Raw genomic sequence first — 16,070 nt, 5'->3', positions numbered from 1 at the left:
ACAAGAGAATTTCGTGTTAAAATGAATGGAAACGTTCACAAACATTATTTCTGGAGGAATTCACCTTGGCTATGAAAACAGGAGTCATTCAGGAGAAGAAGCTTTTTTCGGAAGAGCTCGGCGAGGAAATGGAGCTTCTCGTCTATTTGCCGTCATCCTTCTCGCCGCTTTACAAATATCATGTGATCATCGCACAGGATGGACATGACTATTTCCGGTTCGGGCGCATCAGCAGACAGGTGGAAGAACTGCTGGCGAACGGTGAAATCGAAAGAAGCATCATCATCGGCATTCCGTACAAAAACGTCCAGGAGAGAAGGCTTACATACCATCCGGAAGGGTCAAAATTCGAAGCGTATAAACGTTTTTTGGCAAATGAACTCGTCCCTTTCACCGACAGAGAGTATCCGACATACCAAGTCGGATCAGGCAGAACGCTGATCGGGGATTCGCTCGGAGGAACGGTTTCTCTCATGACGGCGCTTGACTATCCGAATATGTTCGGGAACGTCATCATGCAGTCACCTTATGTCGACCGCCATGTTCTCGATAAAGTGAAACAGTCCGATTCCCTGCAGCTTATTTCAATTTGCCACCAAATCGGAGAGAAGGAAACCGCCGTCAAAACGACAGATGATCAAATTTTGGACTTCACAGGTCCAAATGAGCAATTAAAAGAATTACTTGAAGAAAAGCAGACAAACTACGATTTCAAAGCTTTCGACGGGGATCACAAGTGGACGTACTGGCAGCCGCTCATCACCCCCGCTTTAAAAAAAATGCTGTAGCTCTCTGTATATCGGCTCATCTTTGATATACTAAACCATATCAATTGTTTAAGGAGGGAACAAAATGAAATACGGTATTGTGCTATTTCCATCAAAAAAACTTCAGGACATTGCAAATTCCTACCGAAAACGCTATGACCCTAATTACGCTTTAATTCCGCCCCACCTTACATTAAGAACACCTTTTGAAGCGTCTGAAGACGAGATCGCGGGCGTCGTAAGACACCTGAGGGAGCTTTCAAAAGAGCTGAAACCCATCACGCTGAAGATTACAAAATTCAGTTCCTTTGCCCCCGTCAATCATGTCATCTATATGAAAGCCGAACCGACAGAAGAATTGACGCAGCTTCATGAAAAAATGTACAGCGGAGTTTTGGAAGACAAACCCGAATACGCGTTTGTTCCCCATGTCACAGTCGCACAAAAGCTGTCAGATGATGAGCATTCCGACGTCCTCGGCACGCTGAAAATGAGAGACGCGTCACACGAAGAAGTCATCGACCGCTTTCACCTGCTTTACCAATTGGACAACGGATCATGGACCGTCTATGAAACTTTTATTTTAGGAGCGTGAAGAAAGCCAGTGGAAGCCGTCATTGTGAAGAATCAACAACAGCTTGAAGACGCCTTCTTTGTTAGAAAGGAAGTCTTTATCAAGGAGCAGTACGTATCACCGGAAGAAGAAATGGATCATCTCGACCAGGAATCTTCACATCTCGTCATCTATGACGGAAAAGAGCCGATTGGCGCTGGCCGGCTGCGGCTTGTCGACGGCTACGGCAAACTTGAACGAATCTGTGTGCTGAAAAGCCACCGCTCCCTCGGCGTCGGCAACCTGATCATTCAGGCGCTTGAAGAGGAAGCCGCCAAGCAAGGTGCGGTTCAATTCATGCTGAACGCACAGACACAGGCTGTTCCCTTTTACGAAAAACACGGCTATAAAGTCGTGTCTGAAGAATTTTTAGATGCGAATATCCCCCATGTCAAAATGGTCAAAAAGTAACCGTTCCGCTTAAAAAGCGGAACGGTTTTTCTTTTCCTCAGAAAACATTTCATAGTTTGTTCATCTTTTGTTTATCGTTTATTCAACATTGTCTATTAAAGTTGTTTCTAAGCTTTTACGAAGCCCTGCACAAAATAGACGGGAGGTAACAGCCGAATGCCGTTATGAACAAAAACAACATCACCACACTCGCCCGTTTCGGGGTAGTCGGAGCCGGAAACACACTCGTTGATTTCGCCGTGTTTTTCCTCCTTACGTCGCTCCACGTCCCCTACCTGGCCGCACAGTTGTTTTCCTATTCGGCAGGCGTGGCAAACAGCTATATCTGGAATCGGACGTGGACGTTTCAAGTAAAGGAAAAAGCGCATGGCGCGGAGATCATCCGGTTTATCATGATCAATCTTGCAGCAGCAGGCGCTACATTTGTCCTTCTGTATATATTTCAAAAAGCCGGCCTGTCCCTTTTTGTCAGCAAAATGTCCGCAACAGTCGCAGGAATGGCGATCAACTTTATCGGAAACAGGCTATGGGTGTTTCAAGAACCCGGAACAGATTCATAAAAAAGACAAGGAGTGAATAACCATGAAAGTAAAAAAAGCAGTCATCCCAGCAGCCGGATTGGGTACAAGATTTTTGCCGGCAACAAAAGCGCAGCCGAAAGAAATGCTGCCGATTGTCGATAAACCGGCCATACAATATATCGTGGAAGAAGCTGTCCAGTCAGGAATAGAAGACATCCTTATCATTACAGGAAGAAATAAACGTTCGATTGAAGACCATTTTGACCGCTCTGTTGAACTGGAGCAAAACCTGTTCGCCAAAGGAAAAAACGATGTGTTAAAAGAAATACGCGACATCGCCGATATGGCGAATATTCATTATATCCGACAAAAGGAGCCCCTCGGTCTCGGACATGCGGTGTTATCGGCCAAGCATTTCATCGGTGATGAGCCGTTTGCCGTTTTGCTCGGCGACGACATCATGGTGTCAGAAACGCCGGCGCTTCGGCAGCTGCTTGAAGTATTTGAAGAATATCAGACGGAAGTCATCGGCGTTCAGCCAGTCGATCCGGCGGACGTCAGCAAATACGGCATCATTCAGACGTCCGCGCAAAAGAACAAAGTGTATCAAATTGACGATCTTGTTGAAAAGCCGTCTGTCAAAGAAGCCCCTTCAAATATCGCGGTCATGGGCCGCTATGTGCTGAGGCCATCGATTTTCCCCGTGCTCGAACAAACAAAGCGCGGTGCGGGAAATGAAATTCAGCTGACTGACGCACTAAGGGAAATCTGCCGGGAACAAAGCATGTATGCGCGCAAATTGGAAGGAAGCCGCTTTGATATCGGAGACAAGCTGGGCAGTTTTAAAGCGAGCACGGAAATCGCTCTTATGCGGGACGAGATGCGGCCAAAACTGCTCGCCTATCTGGAAAGCGTCTTAAAAAAAGAAGCGCAGAAAGGAGCATGGCAATGACATCCGTACTCGTTACAGGAGGAGCCGGATACATCGGCAGCCACACCGTACTCGAATTAACAAAGCAAAACCGCTCCGTCGTCGTGCTTGACAATTTATCCACCGGACACAGGGAAGCTGTCAGCGGGGGCAGCTTTTACGAAGGCGATATCGGTGATGCGGCACTTATCAAAGCCATCATCAAACATCATGATGTTGATGCTGTCATCCATTTCGCCGCCAAAAGCCTTGTGTCCGAATCGATCGAAAAGCCTGAACTCTACTTTAAGGAAAACACGCTCAAGTCTTGTGCATTCTTCGAAACGGTCATCAAGGAAGGCGTCAAAAACATCGTCTTTTCGTCGACCGCCGCCGTATATGGCATCCCGGAAAAAGTCCCGATCAAAGAGACAGCCCTCCTCTCCCCTGTCAATCCATACGGGGAATCGAAGCTGATGATCGAAAAATACTTGCACTGGGTCGGGAAAACGCACGGTATCAAATGGGCAGCCCTCCGCTACTTCAACGCGGCCGGCGCCGCTTTAAACGGAGCGATCGGCGAGGATCACGATCCTGAAAGCCATCTCATTCCCCTCGTCCTGCAGACGGCTTTGAGACAGCGAAAGCAGCTGTCAATTTTCGGAGATGATTATCCGACGCCGGACGGAACATGCATCAGGGATTATATTCACGTCCTTGATCTGGCTTCCGCCCACCTGGCGGCCCTTGACGGGTTATATGAAGACAGACTGAAGCAAAATGTTTATAATGTAGGGACAGGGGCCGGACATTCCGTAAAAGAAATCATTGAAACCGCGGAAAACATGACAGAGCGAAGCATTGCAGCAAAAACGGACGAGCGCAGAGCGGGGGATCCGCCAGTGCTTGTGGCGGACAGCCGGACACTGATGGAAGATACCGGATGGAAGCCGCGATACAGCGATTTACAAACCATTATTCAAAGCGCGTGGCAATGGCACAGGGCGCATCCGGACGGTTTTTGAGATTTGCTTGTTTCCCGCGCGGGCGGCAGGGAAACATCCCGGCAGCTGCTCCAACGTTCGGCTGATGAAATCAAAAGCAGGGAGAAAAAACGAAAATGGGAAGCATAGTGAATGATATTTTAATGTGGCTGACCGATCTTGGCTATTTCGGCATTGCGATCGGTTTAATGATCGAAATCATCCCGAGTGAAATCGTACTGGCCTACGGCGGATACTTGGTGTCAAGCGGCTCCATTACGATGACAGGGGCCGTGATCGCCGGCGTCATCGGGGGAACGATTGCTCAATTGTTTTTATACTGGATCGGCTATTACGGCGGAAGGCCGTTTTTATACAAATACGGAAAGTACTTATTGATCCAAAAGCATCACATTCAAACGGCCGAAAAATGGTTTGAGAAATACGGCGGAGGCGTTGTCTTTTCCGCCCGCTTCATTCCCGTGGTCAGGCACGCCATCTCCATTCCGGCAGGAATTGCGAAAATGCCGATTTTAAAATTCACGGGTCTGACCGTGCTGGCCATCATACCGTGGTCGATACTATTCGTCTACCTCGGCATACAGCTCGGCAGCCGGTGGGATCATGTTGAAAATGTGGCGAGAACGTACACGACTCCGATTATGATCGGAGCGGCCGCTATGATTATTCTGTATTTCGGACTCAAAAAACTGCGCAAAAAATAACGAAAACCCCGGTATAAAAGCCGGGGTTTGTTTCATCTTTCAAACGGACTCGTTAACGTAGCGTCCGCTTTCCGCCTTTTCCGCAACACGGCGGTTCAGCGTTTTTTTTCGCTTCTTTTCCAAGACCCGCCTAAAAGCCGCAGTCTGGTTTTCCTCTCTTTTTTCGACTTCGCGGTAGGCGCGCTCGCTTGGGATATTGGTGATTTTTTGTATATGCGCATAGTTCGATTTTTGGCTGATGCTGCGATTGACGTACTGTGTATATTGATCATGATGGACAGGCGGCAAATATCCCATTCGATCTCCTCCTCATCAGCTTTAATTCCCAAAAATCTACTGTTTTAAACGGTTTTCATTTGATATGATAGACGTTGTCTCATGACACTAGACGACTACCCATTAATTGGAGGACCTCTTTTTGAAATGCGCCCGATTCAATAACCGAGACATTCATATACATACATATTCGAGAGAACACCTGCAATTCCTCTTTGATGAAGCAAGAAAAGACAGAATCACGTGTAAACATTGCGGCTTGCCGCTCAGACTGAAATTGTCGATTCATGAAGAACCGCATTTTTTCCACCGGGAAACCGGGGATTTTTCTCAATGTGAGGCAGCTTGCTTAAGCGAGAAGACAGAGCAGACCAGACAGAACGACTATACAGAAAGCGGCGTGTTCCGTCTTCCGAAAGGCAAAGCGATCGAAGAGGAAAAGAAGGCGGACGCGGACTTCTGGACGCCGCCTCGCGAAGCTTCCATCCATTCTCCTTTCTCCCCAGCGGAAGAAACGGCTCCGGAACCGGTCTTTCCGAATGTGCCGCTGAATGAAAAACAGCTTGCCGCCGTGACGGCCCCCGAAGAACCCCTTCTCGTTCTGGCCGGCGCGGGAAGCGGAAAAACGCGGGTCTTAACCGCGCGGGCGGCTTATATGATAGCCCGGCTCGATATCCCGCCTTCTGCGATTTTGCTCGTCACATTCACGACAAAAGCCGTGAAAGAAATGAAAGAGCGGATGGCCTCGCAATACGGATTGCCGATGCAGACTGTGAACCGCCTCGTGACAGGCACCTTCCACAGCTTTTTTTACAAAATTCTTTATCATCATGATCCGGCAAAATGGAATGGCGAGCACCTGCTGAAATGGGAATGGCAAAAAGAACAATACATCAAAATGGCCCTTGCCGAAGAAGGGCTTGATGAAAAAGATTTTCCGGTTGATCAGGCGATCCAGCAGATCGGCTACTGGAAGAACGCTTATCTTCCGGGCGAACAGATTCCGCTGGAAGACGAGTGGGAAAAGAGGGTTCACCGGCTGTACCGTCATTATGAAGAACAAAAAGCTGCGCGGCGCCAATTCGATTTCGACGATATGGCATCTGCATGCTGGCAGCTGTTTCAAGAAGAGCCAGACATTTTAAAACGATATCAGACGCGCTTTCACGCGATTTTGATCGACGAATTTCAGGACATTAACCCTGTTCAGTATGCCATCATCAAGCTGTTGACGAGCCCGGAAAACAACCTGACCTGTGTCGGGGATGATGACCAGTCAATCTATGCGTTCAGAGGCAGCAGCCCCTCTTTTATACTCGATTTTGAAAAAGATTATCCGAAGGCGAAAACGGTCCGCCTCACGACGAATTACAGATCGAGCCATCCGATTGTGGCAAGCGCCGATATGGTCGTGAGGAAAAATAAAAAGCGTTTTCCGAAAACATTAAGCGCCGCGAGAGATGACCGTCAAAAACCGCTCTTATTTTATCCTTATGATGAAGAGGAAGAAGCGATTATGATCGTCTCTGATATCCAAGAAAAAATTGAAATGGGTGCTAAGCCTGATGACTTCGCCATCCTATACCGGACAAACAGCAGCGGACGCGCAATCTTTGAACGTCTGCACCAGTCGGCTATTCCGTACACGGCTGAACAAGGCGTCCGGTCGTTTTACAGCAGGAGAATCGTCCGGCAGATGCTGGCTTATCTCTATTTAAGCCAAAATCAGGATGACGCGGAAGCCGCCAAACAGATTTTACCCGCCCTCTTTCTCAAGCAGTCCGCTTTAAATACGCTTAAAGCGCTCTCGATTACAGAAGATTGCACGATGGTTCAGGCGCTTGAAAAACTGACCGACATCAAACCGTTTCAGCTTGATAAAATTAAAAAAATCGTTCCTTTTTTCACAGGCTTAAAAACGATGAAACCGGTTGAAGCGATCTCTTTCGCAGAGGAAAAAATGGGCTTTTCCGATTACTTGAAAAAGCGCGGTAACGAAGGAAACAAGGTCGAAAAAGGGTCTGACGATCTGCGGGATCTCAAAACAGCGGCAAAAAGATTCAAAACGATCCCCGAATTTCTTGAGCATGTCGATCATATGAGAGCCGCGGAAAAGCAAAAAGCCGACGGATACGGTGTTCAGCTTTTAACAATCCACCGTGCGAAAGGGCTTGAATTCAAAACGGTCTATATCCTGGGAGTACAGGACGGCTCGATTCCGCATGACTTTGCCCTGGAGACAGCGAGAAAAGGCGACGAAACCGCTCTTGAAGAAGAGCGGAGGCTGCTGTATGTCGCCATGACCCGGGCCGAGGACCGCCTGTATATCAGCGTCCCTTCCGTCAGAAGGGGCAGAACGGCATACCGCTCAAGGTTCTTGCAGCCTGTTTTACGCCCGAATCCCCAGGTCCAGCTGCAATAAAAAACACCGTGCCCTCCTTTTATCGGAAGGCGCGGTGTTTATTTTTTGCTGTTCATCATTTTCGCGATCGTGTTGAAATCCATTTTTTCCTTGCCGCTTACAATGGATTCAACAATCTTATCTTCCATTTCCTGAGGAACCCGTTTGTTCGCCAATTTAGCGACGCGCTTAATCACGCTGCGGACCGTTTTTTCATCCTTGAAGTTGGCATTTTGCAGCGAATTCGCAAGCTGCATGACGTCATTCATGCTGACGCCCGTTTTCTTTTCGATGTTTTTGAAAAATTGATTGTCCATACCTATGCCTCCTTTTTGGGAGTGTTACGCTATCTTATGCATCTTTGAAAAGCCTTGTGCTTTTCCCGTTCAAAAAGAAGAGAGCACGGCCACATGCTGCCGCCGCCCTCTTCGCTTCAACTCAAAAACTAATATTTAAAAGAAGCGCCGACAATAATTAGAAGAATAAACAAGACAACGATCAATACAAACGTTGAACCATAGCCACCGCCATAGCCGCCGCAGTAACCGCCGCCGTAGCCTCCGCCACAAAAGCCCATCTAAAGCACCTCCTTTTCTCCCTACACGATATGACAGTTGATAGAATTCGCTTGGATTGATGCATAGGGCTTTCGTGGATTATTTAAAGATGCCCGGCAGACTCACGTCCTCTCCCAGCCATTTTTCGGCATTCTCTGCAAACGCTTCGACCTGCCTGCCGAACTGTTCGGCAGAACGGTCAAATGTCTCCAGTTCCTTCTGCTGCTCAAAGATCGCCCGGTCATGGCCTGCTTGCGTTTGATCGTGCTTGCGGTATATCGATTCAACCAGCTGTTCAAATAAATTCATCGCTTTTCCCCCTTATGATGGTGTATGCATCAGAAGAAAAATTGGCAACAAAAAAACCGGACTGTATCCGGCTTTTTTTGATATTAATAGGTTCTCTTTTTTTTGCCGCATCCGCAGCCTTTTTTCTTCACTTTTTTTGAGAAAGTGGACTGATGATTGCTGGAAGCGTTCGTTAATCGGCCTTGCTGCCTTCTTTTCACTTGTCTCATTGCATTCCTTCCTTTCTCATGCTTATACGCCATTATATGAGTCTTCTTTTCATAAGTTGCTAATGACAAATCCCCATTCAATCGAGCCATTTGGACACGATCGTTTCCAGTACCCCAGCAAGGCCCGCGATGGCAAGCAGAAGAATCAGCCATTCAGCAATGGTCGGAACAAATGCGTAAAGAACAAGCAAAAACGCGGTACACCACACACCCGTACACCAATAACAGCTCAACAGCTCGCCGATCCACGCTCTCACGCCTTTTCCTTTCATGACAAGATACGTCTCAGTCTCTCCCGTTTTTTCGTTTTTTTCTTCAACCTCTTCGTGAAACAGGCTTCTAAACGGCGCCATAATCGTATCAAACACGACCAGCCGCGTCAGCCGAAATACCGCGATAGAAAATAGAATATATAAAAGCCAGCTTTGTATCACAGGGCTCCCCCTTTCCTGCTTCCAAATATATGCCGGAACCGCCTTCCCTAAAACAGCAAATTTGGGTGCTGAAATGTATGTTTTCCTCATTCCGCTAAGTTACCGGTCTGCATTTAATAAAGTGTGGATAAGAAAGGAGTGAAAGTTATGTCGTTTCATGAAAAAGCCGAAGCGCTGTACGCAGAAACATTTGACGAATTATACCGGGAATATGACCAGCTCATTGAAGTGATTGATTCCGAACATGTCACAGTAAACACGGCAAACATAACAGCAGCTCTCTCTTTACAAGCCATCGTGATCTCTTTGACGATTTTATCGGCTCAGCTTGCGATCGAAGACGAGGATACAGCAGACATTGTCTCAGAACACGTTTTAGCCGTTCACAGGCTGCAAAACAGGAGAAGAGTCATCATTAAAGTCATCAACAGCAGCAATGTCACCATTACGCTTTCCTCGCTGGAGATCCTGCTTTCCGTCCAAGTTTTAACCGAAGTGCTGATCGCGCTTATCACAGAGCTTGACATACTTTAAGCCTTCCTTTCTTTCTAATATTTTTTGAGAAATTGAGGTGAGAAACAATTGGCAGATTTTGAAAAACTCCAAGAGAACGTAGATCCGATAATGAAATCAGTTGTTAAAAACATCTTGAAAAATCGAGGAGTAACCAGCGATAAAGTTCGGAAGCTTTCAGAAGAAGAAAAAGAAAATATTTTCAATATGCTGGAAGATCTAAAAAAACAATCCGATGCTTTAGTTCAAAGACAGAAAGAAATAGCCGCAGCGAAGGAAAAAGGGACAAAGAGAGAAAAGAACGCTGATGCATCTTCAGAAAATGGCGAGAGAACAAGAAGAAGAAGAAACAGAACAAATAGATTGAGAGATAAACTTAGACAACGGAGGGAACAAGAAAACACAGCAACAGCGGAAAATTCAACCGAGCCGGATACTTCAGCAGCAAACGAAGAAAAAAATGGGGATTTGTAGCAGGGTATCTGTCTTATACAAGTTAAGGAGTTACAACATTTAATAATAGTAAATGGAAGGAGGAAATGAAATGGAAACAAGACCATATTCATGGGTTGCGCTTGACCCGGAATGCGAACATCCAGGCAACGATTATCACCCTAGTTATCCTAAGAAAAAATTATGTGACGACTATACTTGCAACTGTGGTAGGAAAGGGCAAAATGGCTTTATCGATTCTGACCTAGATCAACTTCATCTTAACAAACAGCTCTCAGATGAAACGATCATCATTAAAGACTCCTGTGATGTTCAAGTCTCAACTGAAGACACACAAACTTTGGTATCAGTCATGACAGCTGTGCAAACACTAGCTGTAACGATTGTTCTCGCCATTATCGATGATCCTGATCTGGCCGAACTTGTAACATCTGATTTGCTGCAGGTAACTGCCAATAAACAAACGAACAGACAAAAATTGGTGATTGATAATTCCCGAAATGTTCATGTCACAACCGAAGATACAGACACAGCCGTCATCGTAAGCACATTTGTTCAAACTGTTACAATCACCATCGTCGCCCTTATCGTCGGCCTTCTATAATTCAAAAAGCAGAGCCATCAAGCTCTGCTTTTCTTCATTTTTATAGACGATTACCCACACCAACAAGGGCACGGGTACATATGTTGTTAAAGACTAAAGTCAAATATCCCTATAAAAAGGAGCTGAAATCCATGAGCTGCGGAAAACATCATGGCCGGCATGAAAATTGTGTATGCGATGCAGTAGAACAAATTATAAAAGAACAGGATGCAGTTGAAGAAACATGTCCGACGAGCTGCTTCGGCAATCTGCTGAGTCCGACGGTTTCCGGTAAAGACACCATTCCGTTCCTTTTGTACGACAAAAAAGGCGGTTTATTTTCAACATTTGGAAATGTCGGCGGATTTTCAGATGATATGCAGTGCTTCGAATCGATTTTCTTCCGGGCAGAAAGTCTAAAAGATTGCTGTGCAACGCTTTCAATCCTGAGGCCTGTGGACATAAACGGCGACACATTAAGCGTCTGCCATCCTTGTGACCCTGACTTTTTCGGGCTTGAAAAAACGGACTTTTGCATCGAGGTTGACTTAACTTGTTTCTGCGCAATTCAATGTCTGTCACCTGAACTAGTTGATCGTGCAACAGACAAAAAACACAATCAGCACCACGGTTAAAAGGTGTCGGGCTGCATCAAGCCGGCCGTTATGCTCGGCTTGATGCCAGTCTTTTCACGAAAGCTGCCGGCTTTCGGCAGCTCCTTTTACCAATAGAAAAGCCAGGCCGAAAAATGAATTTTTAAATCCTGAACTAGGAGGGATCATAACATGACGAAATGTTCAGCCGAAAATTGCGTGTGCGAAGCCGTTGAAAACATTCACGATCTGCAAAACGCCATTGAGGAAGAAGGCTGCCCGACAAGCTGTTTCAGCAACCTGCTTTCCCCTTCGAGACACTTAGGCGACACCATTCCGTTTATTTTATACACTTCAAAGTCTAAGCCGTTCGTAGCGTTTGGGAATGTCGGAGAGCTTCAGGCAGGCCCTTGCTTCAGCACCGTGTTTTTCAGAGTTGAAAAGATTGATGACTGCTGCGCTACATTGAGACTGTTGATTGCCTTTGATGAAAATCGCCGCGTTCTCGATTTCACAGAAGATAAAGACAAAATTTGCGATGTGTTCCGTTTGGAAAAAACAAATTTCTGCGTTGAAGTGGATCTTGAATGCTTCTGTGCGATCGAATGCTTAAATCCGCAACTGATCAATCGTTCAAAATAAAAAGTCCCTGTATCGGGACTTTTTTTATCGTATGAATTTAAAAGCCGAGAGGGTGCAAGGAAGTAATGCTCTCGATCGGCAGTTCCGCCGGAGCCCCTTTGCTCGACGTTTTGACAAATAAGGAACCGCCTTTCTTTCCGGCGATCGTTCCTCTGTATGTCTTCCCGTCTGCTTCAATGAGACAAAGGGTTTTCGGCATATTGCCGGGAAGGCTTGCCAAAAAGTCGATTTTCTCGGCGATGGTCATCTTGTTGAGCGGCTTTTTAATCGGTTTGACTCCTTTTTCGGACCGATTCGCCTCATCGCTAATCACCGCTTCGGCGCCGTCTTTTTCGTCTGGCCGGACGGCTTCATCCTGCTGTTCCTTTCGCCGGGCTTTTTGTTCGGAAGCGTCGGGCTTTGCTTTCTTCTTTCTTTTAATCAGAATATCCTGCATGTTCGCTTCTGCCTTATCATAGTCCGGCTGCACAATATACATGAGCGGCTTTTGCTCCGCATCGTTTTTTCTGCTAGACATCTTGATCCCTCCGATCTGTTCATGGTATATCTATATGCAAAAAAGGAGAAATCAGAAGAAAAGAAAAAGCAATCCTTTAGCGGATTGCTTTTTTAGCGCTATGTTATCGCGCGATGATATGGTAGCCTGAATCAACATGCAGGTTTTCGCCGGTCATGCCGCGGGAAAGGTCGCTGAACAGGAAAGCAGCCGTGTCGCCGACTTCTTCCGGAGTCGTCGTGCGGCGAAGCGGTGCGCGCTCTTCGATTTCTTTTAAAATCGAGTTGAAGTCGCTGATTCCTTTTGCGGACAATGTCCGGATCGGCCCTGCGGAAATGCTGTTGACGCGGATTCCGTCTTTCCCGAGATCGCTCGCCAAGTATTTGACGCTGGCATCAAGCGATGCTTTCGCAACACCCATGACATTGTAGTTGGATACAACGCGCTCCCCGCCAAGGTATGTCAGCGTGACGATGCTTCCGCCTTCAGTCATAATGCCGCGCGCCGCTTTAGCGACCGCTGTCAGTGAGTAAGAGCTGATATTGTGTGCGAGCAGAAAACCGTCGCGGGTGGTATTCAAGTATTCTCCAGCCAAGTCTTCTTTGTTCGCGAAAGCGATGCAGTGTGCAATGCCGTGGATGACCCCGACTTCTTTTTTGATGTCGGCGAAGCACGCTTCAATTTCCTGGTCATTTGTGACATCACAAGGAAGTACGATTGAATCGTTCCGCTCCAAAGAATCGGCCAGCTCCTTGACCGATTTTTCAAGCCGCTCACCCGCATACGTAAAAATCAGTCTTGCGCCTGCATTGTGAAGCGAGCGGGCGATTCCCCAAGCGATGCTTCGTTTATTTGCTACACCCATGACGACGATATTCCGGCCTTCCAGTGATAAATTCATATGTATGAAATCCTCCTAATGATTAACATTTTATTAGTACCTGATCATAATATATAGTATCACAATTAATAGCAGGCTGACAATTTCAGAATATAAAAAGCGGCAGAGACCGTTTTAGATGTCCTGCCGCGATATTGATTCGTTTTTATTGCGGGACTACAGTTCCAACCCTGCGTTGGATAACTTTTGATATGCAAAATGGTTGGTCGGTCCGTGGCCGGCTCCGAAATCAAGGCTGCGTGCAACCGCTTCGTGGACGAAAGCCTCAGCGATGCGGAAAGCTCCTTGAATGCCGTTTCCTTTCGCTGTTTGCGCCGTTAGAGCGGCGGCAAATGTGCAGCCTGTTCCATGGGTATTTTTCGTCTTAATATAGGTGTTCGTTTTTTCTGTGAACACCTCTCCGTCGAAGAGGAGATCGGTTACTTTGCCGTCCTCGGGCTGATGTCCTCCCTTGATGATAATGTTGCGGACGCCCATTTCATGCAATTCACGAGCCGCTTTTTTGCGGTCTTCCATTGTTTGAATGCTTCTCCCTGTCAGCACTTCGGCTTCGGGAATGTTCGGCGTTACCGCATAAGCGAGCGGAAGCAGGCGCCGTTTTAATGTTTCAACTGCTTCCTCATTCAATAGTGAAGCGCCGCCTTTGGCGATCATGACAGGATCGACAATCACACGTTTAAGCTCGTGTGTTGCAATTTTTTCGGCAATGATCTCAATCATCTCCGCGCTCCACAGCATCCCTGTTTTCACGGCGTCAGGTTTTAAATCTTCCGCCACTGCATCAATCTGGGCGCCGAGCGCTTCCGGAGAAAGCGGGTAGACACCGTGAACCCCTGTTGTATTTTGCGCAGTGACCGCTGTCAAAGCCGTCATACCGAAGACGCCAAGCTCCTGAAATGTTTTAATGTCGGCTTGAATGCCGGCTCCGCCTCCTGAATCCGACCCGGCGATTGTTAATGCTTTATATATGCTCATGATGTTGCACTCCCTTCGGCCTTTAGCCAATCCACCTGTGATATATCGTTTTCGCGCGATTGATATCGTTCGTTCCGTGAATCAAAGCGCGTCCGTCCCGAAAAATCACGAACTTAATATCCTCCGTACGGCAGGATAATAAATAAGGATTTCCCGTCACATCCAAACCGGCTTTTTTTAATCTGGCGGCAAGCGGCTCCAGCTCCGGCGGCTGTTCCGCGGCCGGCCTGATCTGAACCGTTTGTCTGCCGCAAAGAACGGCTGCTTTTGTTTCGTTTTCAGCTGAAAGAAACGGAAACTCGCCTTTTCCGCACGTCGGACACGAGCCATGTTTAAGCGCGTCAGCCCGGACTTCAGAGCGCTCATTTGTCCAAATATCAAATGAGCGAAGCATTCCTGACGGTTCATGCCCGGTCAGCAGCTTCAGGGCATCTGTTACCTGGTATGCGGCAACCTGCTGGACGACCGGACCGATCACCCCTGCTGTGTCGCACGTCATGGTATTCGCGGGCAAATGCCCCAAAAGACAGTGAAGGCACGGCGTTTTTCCCGGAATTACGGTATATGTGATGCCATAGCTTGCGACACACGCGCCGTACAGGAAAGGGATGCCTAATTTGACCGCCGCATCGTTCATGATCAGCCGCGTTTCAAAATTATCGGTCGCATCGACGATCAGGGACGCTTCTGCCGCAAACTCGAGCGTTTTTTCCGCGGTAACATCCGCTACAATGCCGGTCACTTGAACAGAGCTGTTGATCAGGCGCAGCCTTTTTTCGGCAGCGGCTGCCTTTGGCATATGATCCATCACATCCTGTTCCGTATAGAGCTGCTGGCGCTGGAGATTGCTCCATTCCACATAATCCCTGTCGGCAATCGTCAGCGAACCGACCCCGGCCCTCACCAGCATTTCTGCGCTGGCCGCGCCCAATGCCCCTGCACCGATCACGAGGACGCGGGCGCGGCTTAATTTTTCCTGGCCGTCCGGTCCGATCGGGTGAAAAAGCTCCTGTCTTGAATACCTGCCGGTCAAATCGTCAACTTCCCTTCTTCAGGACTGCTGGCGATGCCGTAGTTCTTTTCCGGAATTCGTCCGGCAAGGTATCCGAGTCTGCCCGCTTCAACGGCAAGCTTCATAGCCTTCGCCATTTGGACCGGATCTTTCGCCCCGCTCACTGCCGTGTTCAAAAGTACTCCGTCAGCGCCGAGTTCCATTGCGTATGCCGCATCTTTCGGAGAACCGATTCCGGCATCCACGATTACGGGAACCTTAGCCTGTTCAATGATGAACGACAGGTTGAGCGGATTGACGATTCCCTGTCCCGAACCAATCGGAGATGCCCCGGGCATAATGGCGTGTACGCCGAGCTCTTCAAGCTTTCTCGCAAGGACGACATCGTCCGATGTATACGGCAGCACAATGAACCCTTCTTCAAGCAAGGCTTCTGACGCCTTCAGCGTTTCTACCGGGTCAGGCAGAAGCGAACGGTCACAGCCGATCACTTCGACTTTGATCATGTCGCAAAGACCGCTCGCTTTAGCAAGCTTGGCGATCCGGACGGCTTCCTCAGCCGTTTTTGCTCCGGCCGTATTCGGCAAAAGCCTATAACGGCTTAAATCAAGCTGCTCCAAAAAATTAGGCTGAGATTCTTCAAAAATATTCATCCGTCTGACGGCAAACGTCAGGATCTCCGATTCAGATGCGCTGACGGCTTCTTTTTGAATTTCAAATGACGGATACTTCCCTGTGCCGAGCAATAATCTTGATGAGAATTGACGATCTGCGATTTTTAACATA

The 16,070-nt window shown here is 47.6% G+C and carries 24 protein-coding genes; 13 read left to right on the top strand and 11 right to left on the bottom strand.

Annotated elements, in window-relative coordinates:
* Positions 1 to 65 precede the first annotated feature (65 nt).
* The 7 genes from MST20_RS01970 to uptA all read left to right on the top strand — a co-directional run bounded on the left by MST20_RS01970 (position 66) and on the right by uptA (position 4,930).
* On the top strand, positions 66 to 788 hold the full coding sequence (locus MST20_RS01970) for an esterase family protein (protein WP_243939738.1): 723 nt from the start codon (positions 66 to 68) through the stop codon (positions 786 to 788).
* A 64-nt stretch (positions 789 to 852) separates the two neighbouring features.
* On the top strand, positions 853 to 1,362 hold the full coding sequence (locus MST20_RS01965) for a YjcG family protein (protein WP_165426709.1): 510 nt from the start codon (positions 853 to 855) through the stop codon (positions 1,360 to 1,362).
* Between the two features lie 9 nt (positions 1,363 to 1,371).
* Positions 1,372 to 1,791: a GNAT family N-acetyltransferase gene (locus tag MST20_RS01960; RefSeq protein ID WP_243939736.1), complete on the top strand. Its 420-nt coding sequence runs from the start codon at positions 1,372 to 1,374 to the stop codon at positions 1,789 to 1,791.
* Positions 1,792 to 1,955: 164 nt separating this feature from the next.
* Entirely contained in the window at positions 1,956 to 2,351 is a 396-nt protein-coding gene (locus tag MST20_RS01955) for a GtrA family protein (RefSeq protein WP_243939734.1), read from the top strand.
* Positions 2,352 to 2,367: 16 nt separating this feature from the next.
* On the top strand, positions 2,368 to 3,264 hold the full coding sequence (galU, locus tag MST20_RS01950) for a UTP--glucose-1-phosphate uridylyltransferase GalU (protein ID WP_161517787.1): 897 nt from the start codon (positions 2,368 to 2,370) through the stop codon (positions 3,262 to 3,264).
* Positions 3,261 to 4,247, top strand: coding sequence for a UDP-glucose 4-epimerase GalE (gene galE, locus MST20_RS01945; RefSeq protein ID WP_243939732.1), 987 nt, complete (start codon positions 3,261 to 3,263; stop codon positions 4,245 to 4,247). Before galU ends, galE begins: the two co-directional genes overlap by 4 nt.
* A gap of 95 nt (positions 4,248 to 4,342) precedes the next feature.
* Positions 4,343 to 4,930, top strand: a complete 588-nt coding sequence (gene uptA, locus MST20_RS01940) for an undecaprenyl phosphate transporter UptA (protein WP_020450968.1) — start codon at positions 4,343 to 4,345, stop codon at positions 4,928 to 4,930.
* 39 nt (positions 4,931 to 4,969) lie between these two features.
* Here uptA and MST20_RS01935 read toward each other — a convergent pair whose 3' ends face one another.
* Complete coding sequence (locus MST20_RS01935; protein ID WP_243939730.1) at positions 4,970 to 5,227, bottom strand: hypothetical protein; 258 nt, start codon at positions 5,225 to 5,227, stop codon at positions 4,970 to 4,972.
* A gap of 121 nt (positions 5,228 to 5,348) precedes the next feature.
* On the opposite strand from MST20_RS01935, the gene MST20_RS01930 reads away from it, so the two are divergent.
* Positions 5,349 to 7,628: an ATP-dependent helicase gene (locus MST20_RS01930; RefSeq protein WP_243939728.1), complete on the top strand. Its 2,280-nt coding sequence runs from the start codon at positions 5,349 to 5,351 to the stop codon at positions 7,626 to 7,628.
* Between the two features lie 38 nt (positions 7,629 to 7,666).
* Here the strand turns inward: MST20_RS01930 and spoVIF are convergent, their stop codons facing one another.
* The 5 genes from spoVIF to MST20_RS01910 form a co-directional block, all read right to left on the bottom strand.
* Positions 7,667 to 7,924: a sporulation-specific transcription regulator SpoVIF gene (spoVIF, locus tag MST20_RS01925; protein ID WP_003180710.1), complete on the bottom strand. Its 258-nt coding sequence runs from the start codon at positions 7,922 to 7,924 to the stop codon at positions 7,667 to 7,669.
* 128 nt (positions 7,925 to 8,052) lie between these two features.
* A complete protein-coding gene (locus MST20_RS01920) occupies positions 8,053 to 8,184 on the bottom strand; it encodes a YjcZ family sporulation protein (RefSeq protein WP_165426703.1) in 132 nt (43 codons plus the stop codon).
* A gap of 79 nt (positions 8,185 to 8,263) precedes the next feature.
* Complete coding sequence (locus MST20_RS01915) at positions 8,264 to 8,473, bottom strand: hypothetical protein (RefSeq protein WP_165426702.1); 210 nt, start codon at positions 8,471 to 8,473, stop codon at positions 8,264 to 8,266.
* Positions 8,474 to 8,556: 83 nt separating this feature from the next.
* Positions 8,557 to 8,682, bottom strand: a complete 126-nt coding sequence (locus MST20_RS21125; RefSeq protein WP_254926386.1) for a hypothetical protein — start codon at positions 8,680 to 8,682, stop codon at positions 8,557 to 8,559.
* A gap of 77 nt (positions 8,683 to 8,759) precedes the next feature.
* Complete coding sequence (locus MST20_RS01910; protein WP_003180704.1) at positions 8,760 to 9,116, bottom strand: DUF1360 domain-containing protein; 357 nt, start codon at positions 9,114 to 9,116, stop codon at positions 8,760 to 8,762.
* 147 nt (positions 9,117 to 9,263) lie between these two features.
* Between MST20_RS01910 and MST20_RS01905 the strand changes: the two genes are divergently transcribed.
* The 5 genes from MST20_RS01905 to MST20_RS01885 all read left to right on the top strand — a co-directional run bounded on the left by MST20_RS01905 (position 9,264) and on the right by MST20_RS01885 (position 11,900).
* The gene (locus tag MST20_RS01905; protein ID WP_243939726.1) at positions 9,264 to 9,650 is read left to right on the top strand and encodes a spore coat protein; all 387 of its coding nucleotides are present in this window, start codon (positions 9,264 to 9,266) and stop codon (positions 9,648 to 9,650) included.
* A gap of 48 nt (positions 9,651 to 9,698) precedes the next feature.
* Positions 9,699 to 10,103 carry a spore coat protein gene (locus MST20_RS01900; protein WP_243939725.1) on the top strand — a complete coding sequence of 135 codons (405 nt, stop codon included), beginning with the start codon at positions 9,699 to 9,701 and terminating at the stop codon, positions 10,101 to 10,103.
* 70 nt (positions 10,104 to 10,173) lie between these two features.
* Positions 10,174 to 10,686 (top strand): spore coat protein, encoded by a 513-nt coding sequence (locus tag MST20_RS01895; protein ID WP_026579895.1) that lies wholly within the window; start codon positions 10,174 to 10,176, stop codon positions 10,684 to 10,686.
* A gap of 131 nt (positions 10,687 to 10,817) precedes the next feature.
* A complete protein-coding gene (locus MST20_RS01890) occupies positions 10,818 to 11,300 on the top strand; it encodes a CotY/CotZ family spore coat protein (RefSeq protein WP_020450961.1) in 483 nt (160 codons plus the stop codon).
* A gap of 150 nt (positions 11,301 to 11,450) precedes the next feature.
* Complete coding sequence (locus tag MST20_RS01885) at positions 11,451 to 11,900, top strand: CotY/CotZ family spore coat protein (RefSeq protein WP_165426698.1); 450 nt, start codon at positions 11,451 to 11,453, stop codon at positions 11,898 to 11,900.
* Between the two features lie 37 nt (positions 11,901 to 11,937).
* Here the strand turns inward: MST20_RS01885 and MST20_RS01880 are convergent, their stop codons facing one another.
* The 5 genes from MST20_RS01880 to MST20_RS01860 all read right to left on the bottom strand — a co-directional run bounded on the left by MST20_RS01880 (position 11,938) and on the right by MST20_RS01860 (position 16,069).
* The gene (locus tag MST20_RS01880) at positions 11,938 to 12,417 is read right to left on the bottom strand and encodes a CotO family spore coat protein (RefSeq protein ID WP_243939723.1); all 480 of its coding nucleotides are present in this window, start codon (positions 12,415 to 12,417) and stop codon (positions 11,938 to 11,940) included.
* Between the two features lie 103 nt (positions 12,418 to 12,520).
* Positions 12,521 to 13,297, bottom strand: coding sequence for an enoyl-ACP reductase FabI (gene fabI / locus MST20_RS01875; protein WP_003180687.1), 777 nt, complete (start codon positions 13,295 to 13,297; stop codon positions 12,521 to 12,523).
* A gap of 156 nt (positions 13,298 to 13,453) precedes the next feature.
* The gene (thiD, locus tag MST20_RS01870) at positions 13,454 to 14,272 is read right to left on the bottom strand and encodes a bifunctional hydroxymethylpyrimidine kinase/phosphomethylpyrimidine kinase (protein WP_243939721.1); all 819 of its coding nucleotides are present in this window, start codon (positions 14,270 to 14,272) and stop codon (positions 13,454 to 13,456) included.
* Positions 14,273 to 14,294: 22 nt separating this feature from the next.
* Positions 14,295 to 15,305: a thiazole biosynthesis adenylyltransferase ThiF gene (locus tag MST20_RS01865; protein ID WP_243939719.1), complete on the bottom strand. Its 1,011-nt coding sequence runs from the start codon at positions 15,303 to 15,305 to the stop codon at positions 14,295 to 14,297.
* Positions 15,302 to 16,069: a thiazole synthase gene (locus tag MST20_RS01860; protein ID WP_243939717.1), complete on the bottom strand. Its 768-nt coding sequence runs from the start codon at positions 16,067 to 16,069 to the stop codon at positions 15,302 to 15,304. Before MST20_RS01860 ends, MST20_RS01865 begins: the two co-directional genes overlap by 4 nt.
* Position 16,070 lies beyond the last annotated feature (1 nt).

Origin of the sequence: Bacillus sp. B19-2 (assembly GCF_022832475.1) — a bacterium.
Lineage (GTDB): Bacteria > Bacillota > Bacilli > Bacillales > Bacillaceae > Bacillus > Bacillus paralicheniformis.
This window is presented reverse-complemented; position numbering and strand designations above follow the sequence as displayed.

Excerpts from the sequence above, each read along its gene's own strand:
- MST20_RS01965 (WP_165426709.1), top strand. The coding sequence starts at position 853 with ATGAAATACGGTATTGTGCTATTTCCATCAAAAAAACTTCAGGACATT.
- MST20_RS01955 (WP_243939734.1), top strand. The coding sequence starts at position 1,956 with ATGAACAAAAACAACATCACCACACTCGCCCGTTTCGGGGTAGTCGGA.
- galE (WP_243939732.1), top strand. The coding sequence starts at position 3,261 with ATGACATCCGTACTCGTTACAGGAGGAGCCGGATACATCGGCAGCCAC.
- uptA (WP_020450968.1), top strand. The coding sequence starts at position 4,343 with ATGGGAAGCATAGTGAATGATATTTTAATGTGGCTGACCGATCTTGGC.
- MST20_RS01935 (WP_243939730.1), bottom strand. The coding sequence starts at position 5,227 with ATGGGATATTTGCCGCCTGTCCATCATGATCAATATACACAGTACGTC.
- spoVIF (WP_003180710.1), bottom strand. The coding sequence starts at position 7,924 with ATGGACAATCAATTTTTCAAAAACATCGAAAAGAAAACGGGCGTCAGC.
- MST20_RS01920 (WP_165426703.1), bottom strand. The coding sequence starts at position 8,184 with ATGGGCTTTTGTGGCGGAGGCTACGGCGGCGGTTACTGCGGCGGCTAT.
- MST20_RS01915 (WP_165426702.1), bottom strand. The coding sequence starts at position 8,473 with ATGAATTTATTTGAACAGCTGGTTGAATCGATATACCGCAAGCACGAT.
- MST20_RS21125 (WP_254926386.1), bottom strand. The coding sequence starts at position 8,682 with ATGAGACAAGTGAAAAGAAGGCAGCAAGGCCGATTAACGAACGCTTCC.
- MST20_RS01905 (WP_243939726.1), top strand. The coding sequence starts at position 9,264 with ATGTCGTTTCATGAAAAAGCCGAAGCGCTGTACGCAGAAACATTTGAC.
- MST20_RS01895 (WP_026579895.1), top strand. The coding sequence starts at position 10,174 with ATGGAAACAAGACCATATTCATGGGTTGCGCTTGACCCGGAATGCGAA.
- MST20_RS01890 (WP_020450961.1), top strand. The coding sequence starts at position 10,818 with ATGAGCTGCGGAAAACATCATGGCCGGCATGAAAATTGTGTATGCGAT.
- MST20_RS01885 (WP_165426698.1), top strand. The coding sequence starts at position 11,451 with ATGACGAAATGTTCAGCCGAAAATTGCGTGTGCGAAGCCGTTGAAAAC.
- MST20_RS01880 (WP_243939723.1), bottom strand. The coding sequence starts at position 12,417 with ATGTCTAGCAGAAAAAACGATGCGGAGCAAAAGCCGCTCATGTATATT.
- fabI (WP_003180687.1), bottom strand. The coding sequence starts at position 13,297 with ATGAATTTATCACTGGAAGGCCGGAATATCGTCGTCATGGGTGTAGCA.
- thiD (WP_243939721.1), bottom strand. The coding sequence starts at position 14,272 with ATGAGCATATATAAAGCATTAACAATCGCCGGGTCGGATTCAGGAGGC.
- MST20_RS01860 (WP_243939717.1), bottom strand. The coding sequence starts at position 16,069 with ATGTTAAAAATCGCAGATCGTCAATTCTCATCAAGATTATTGCTCGGC.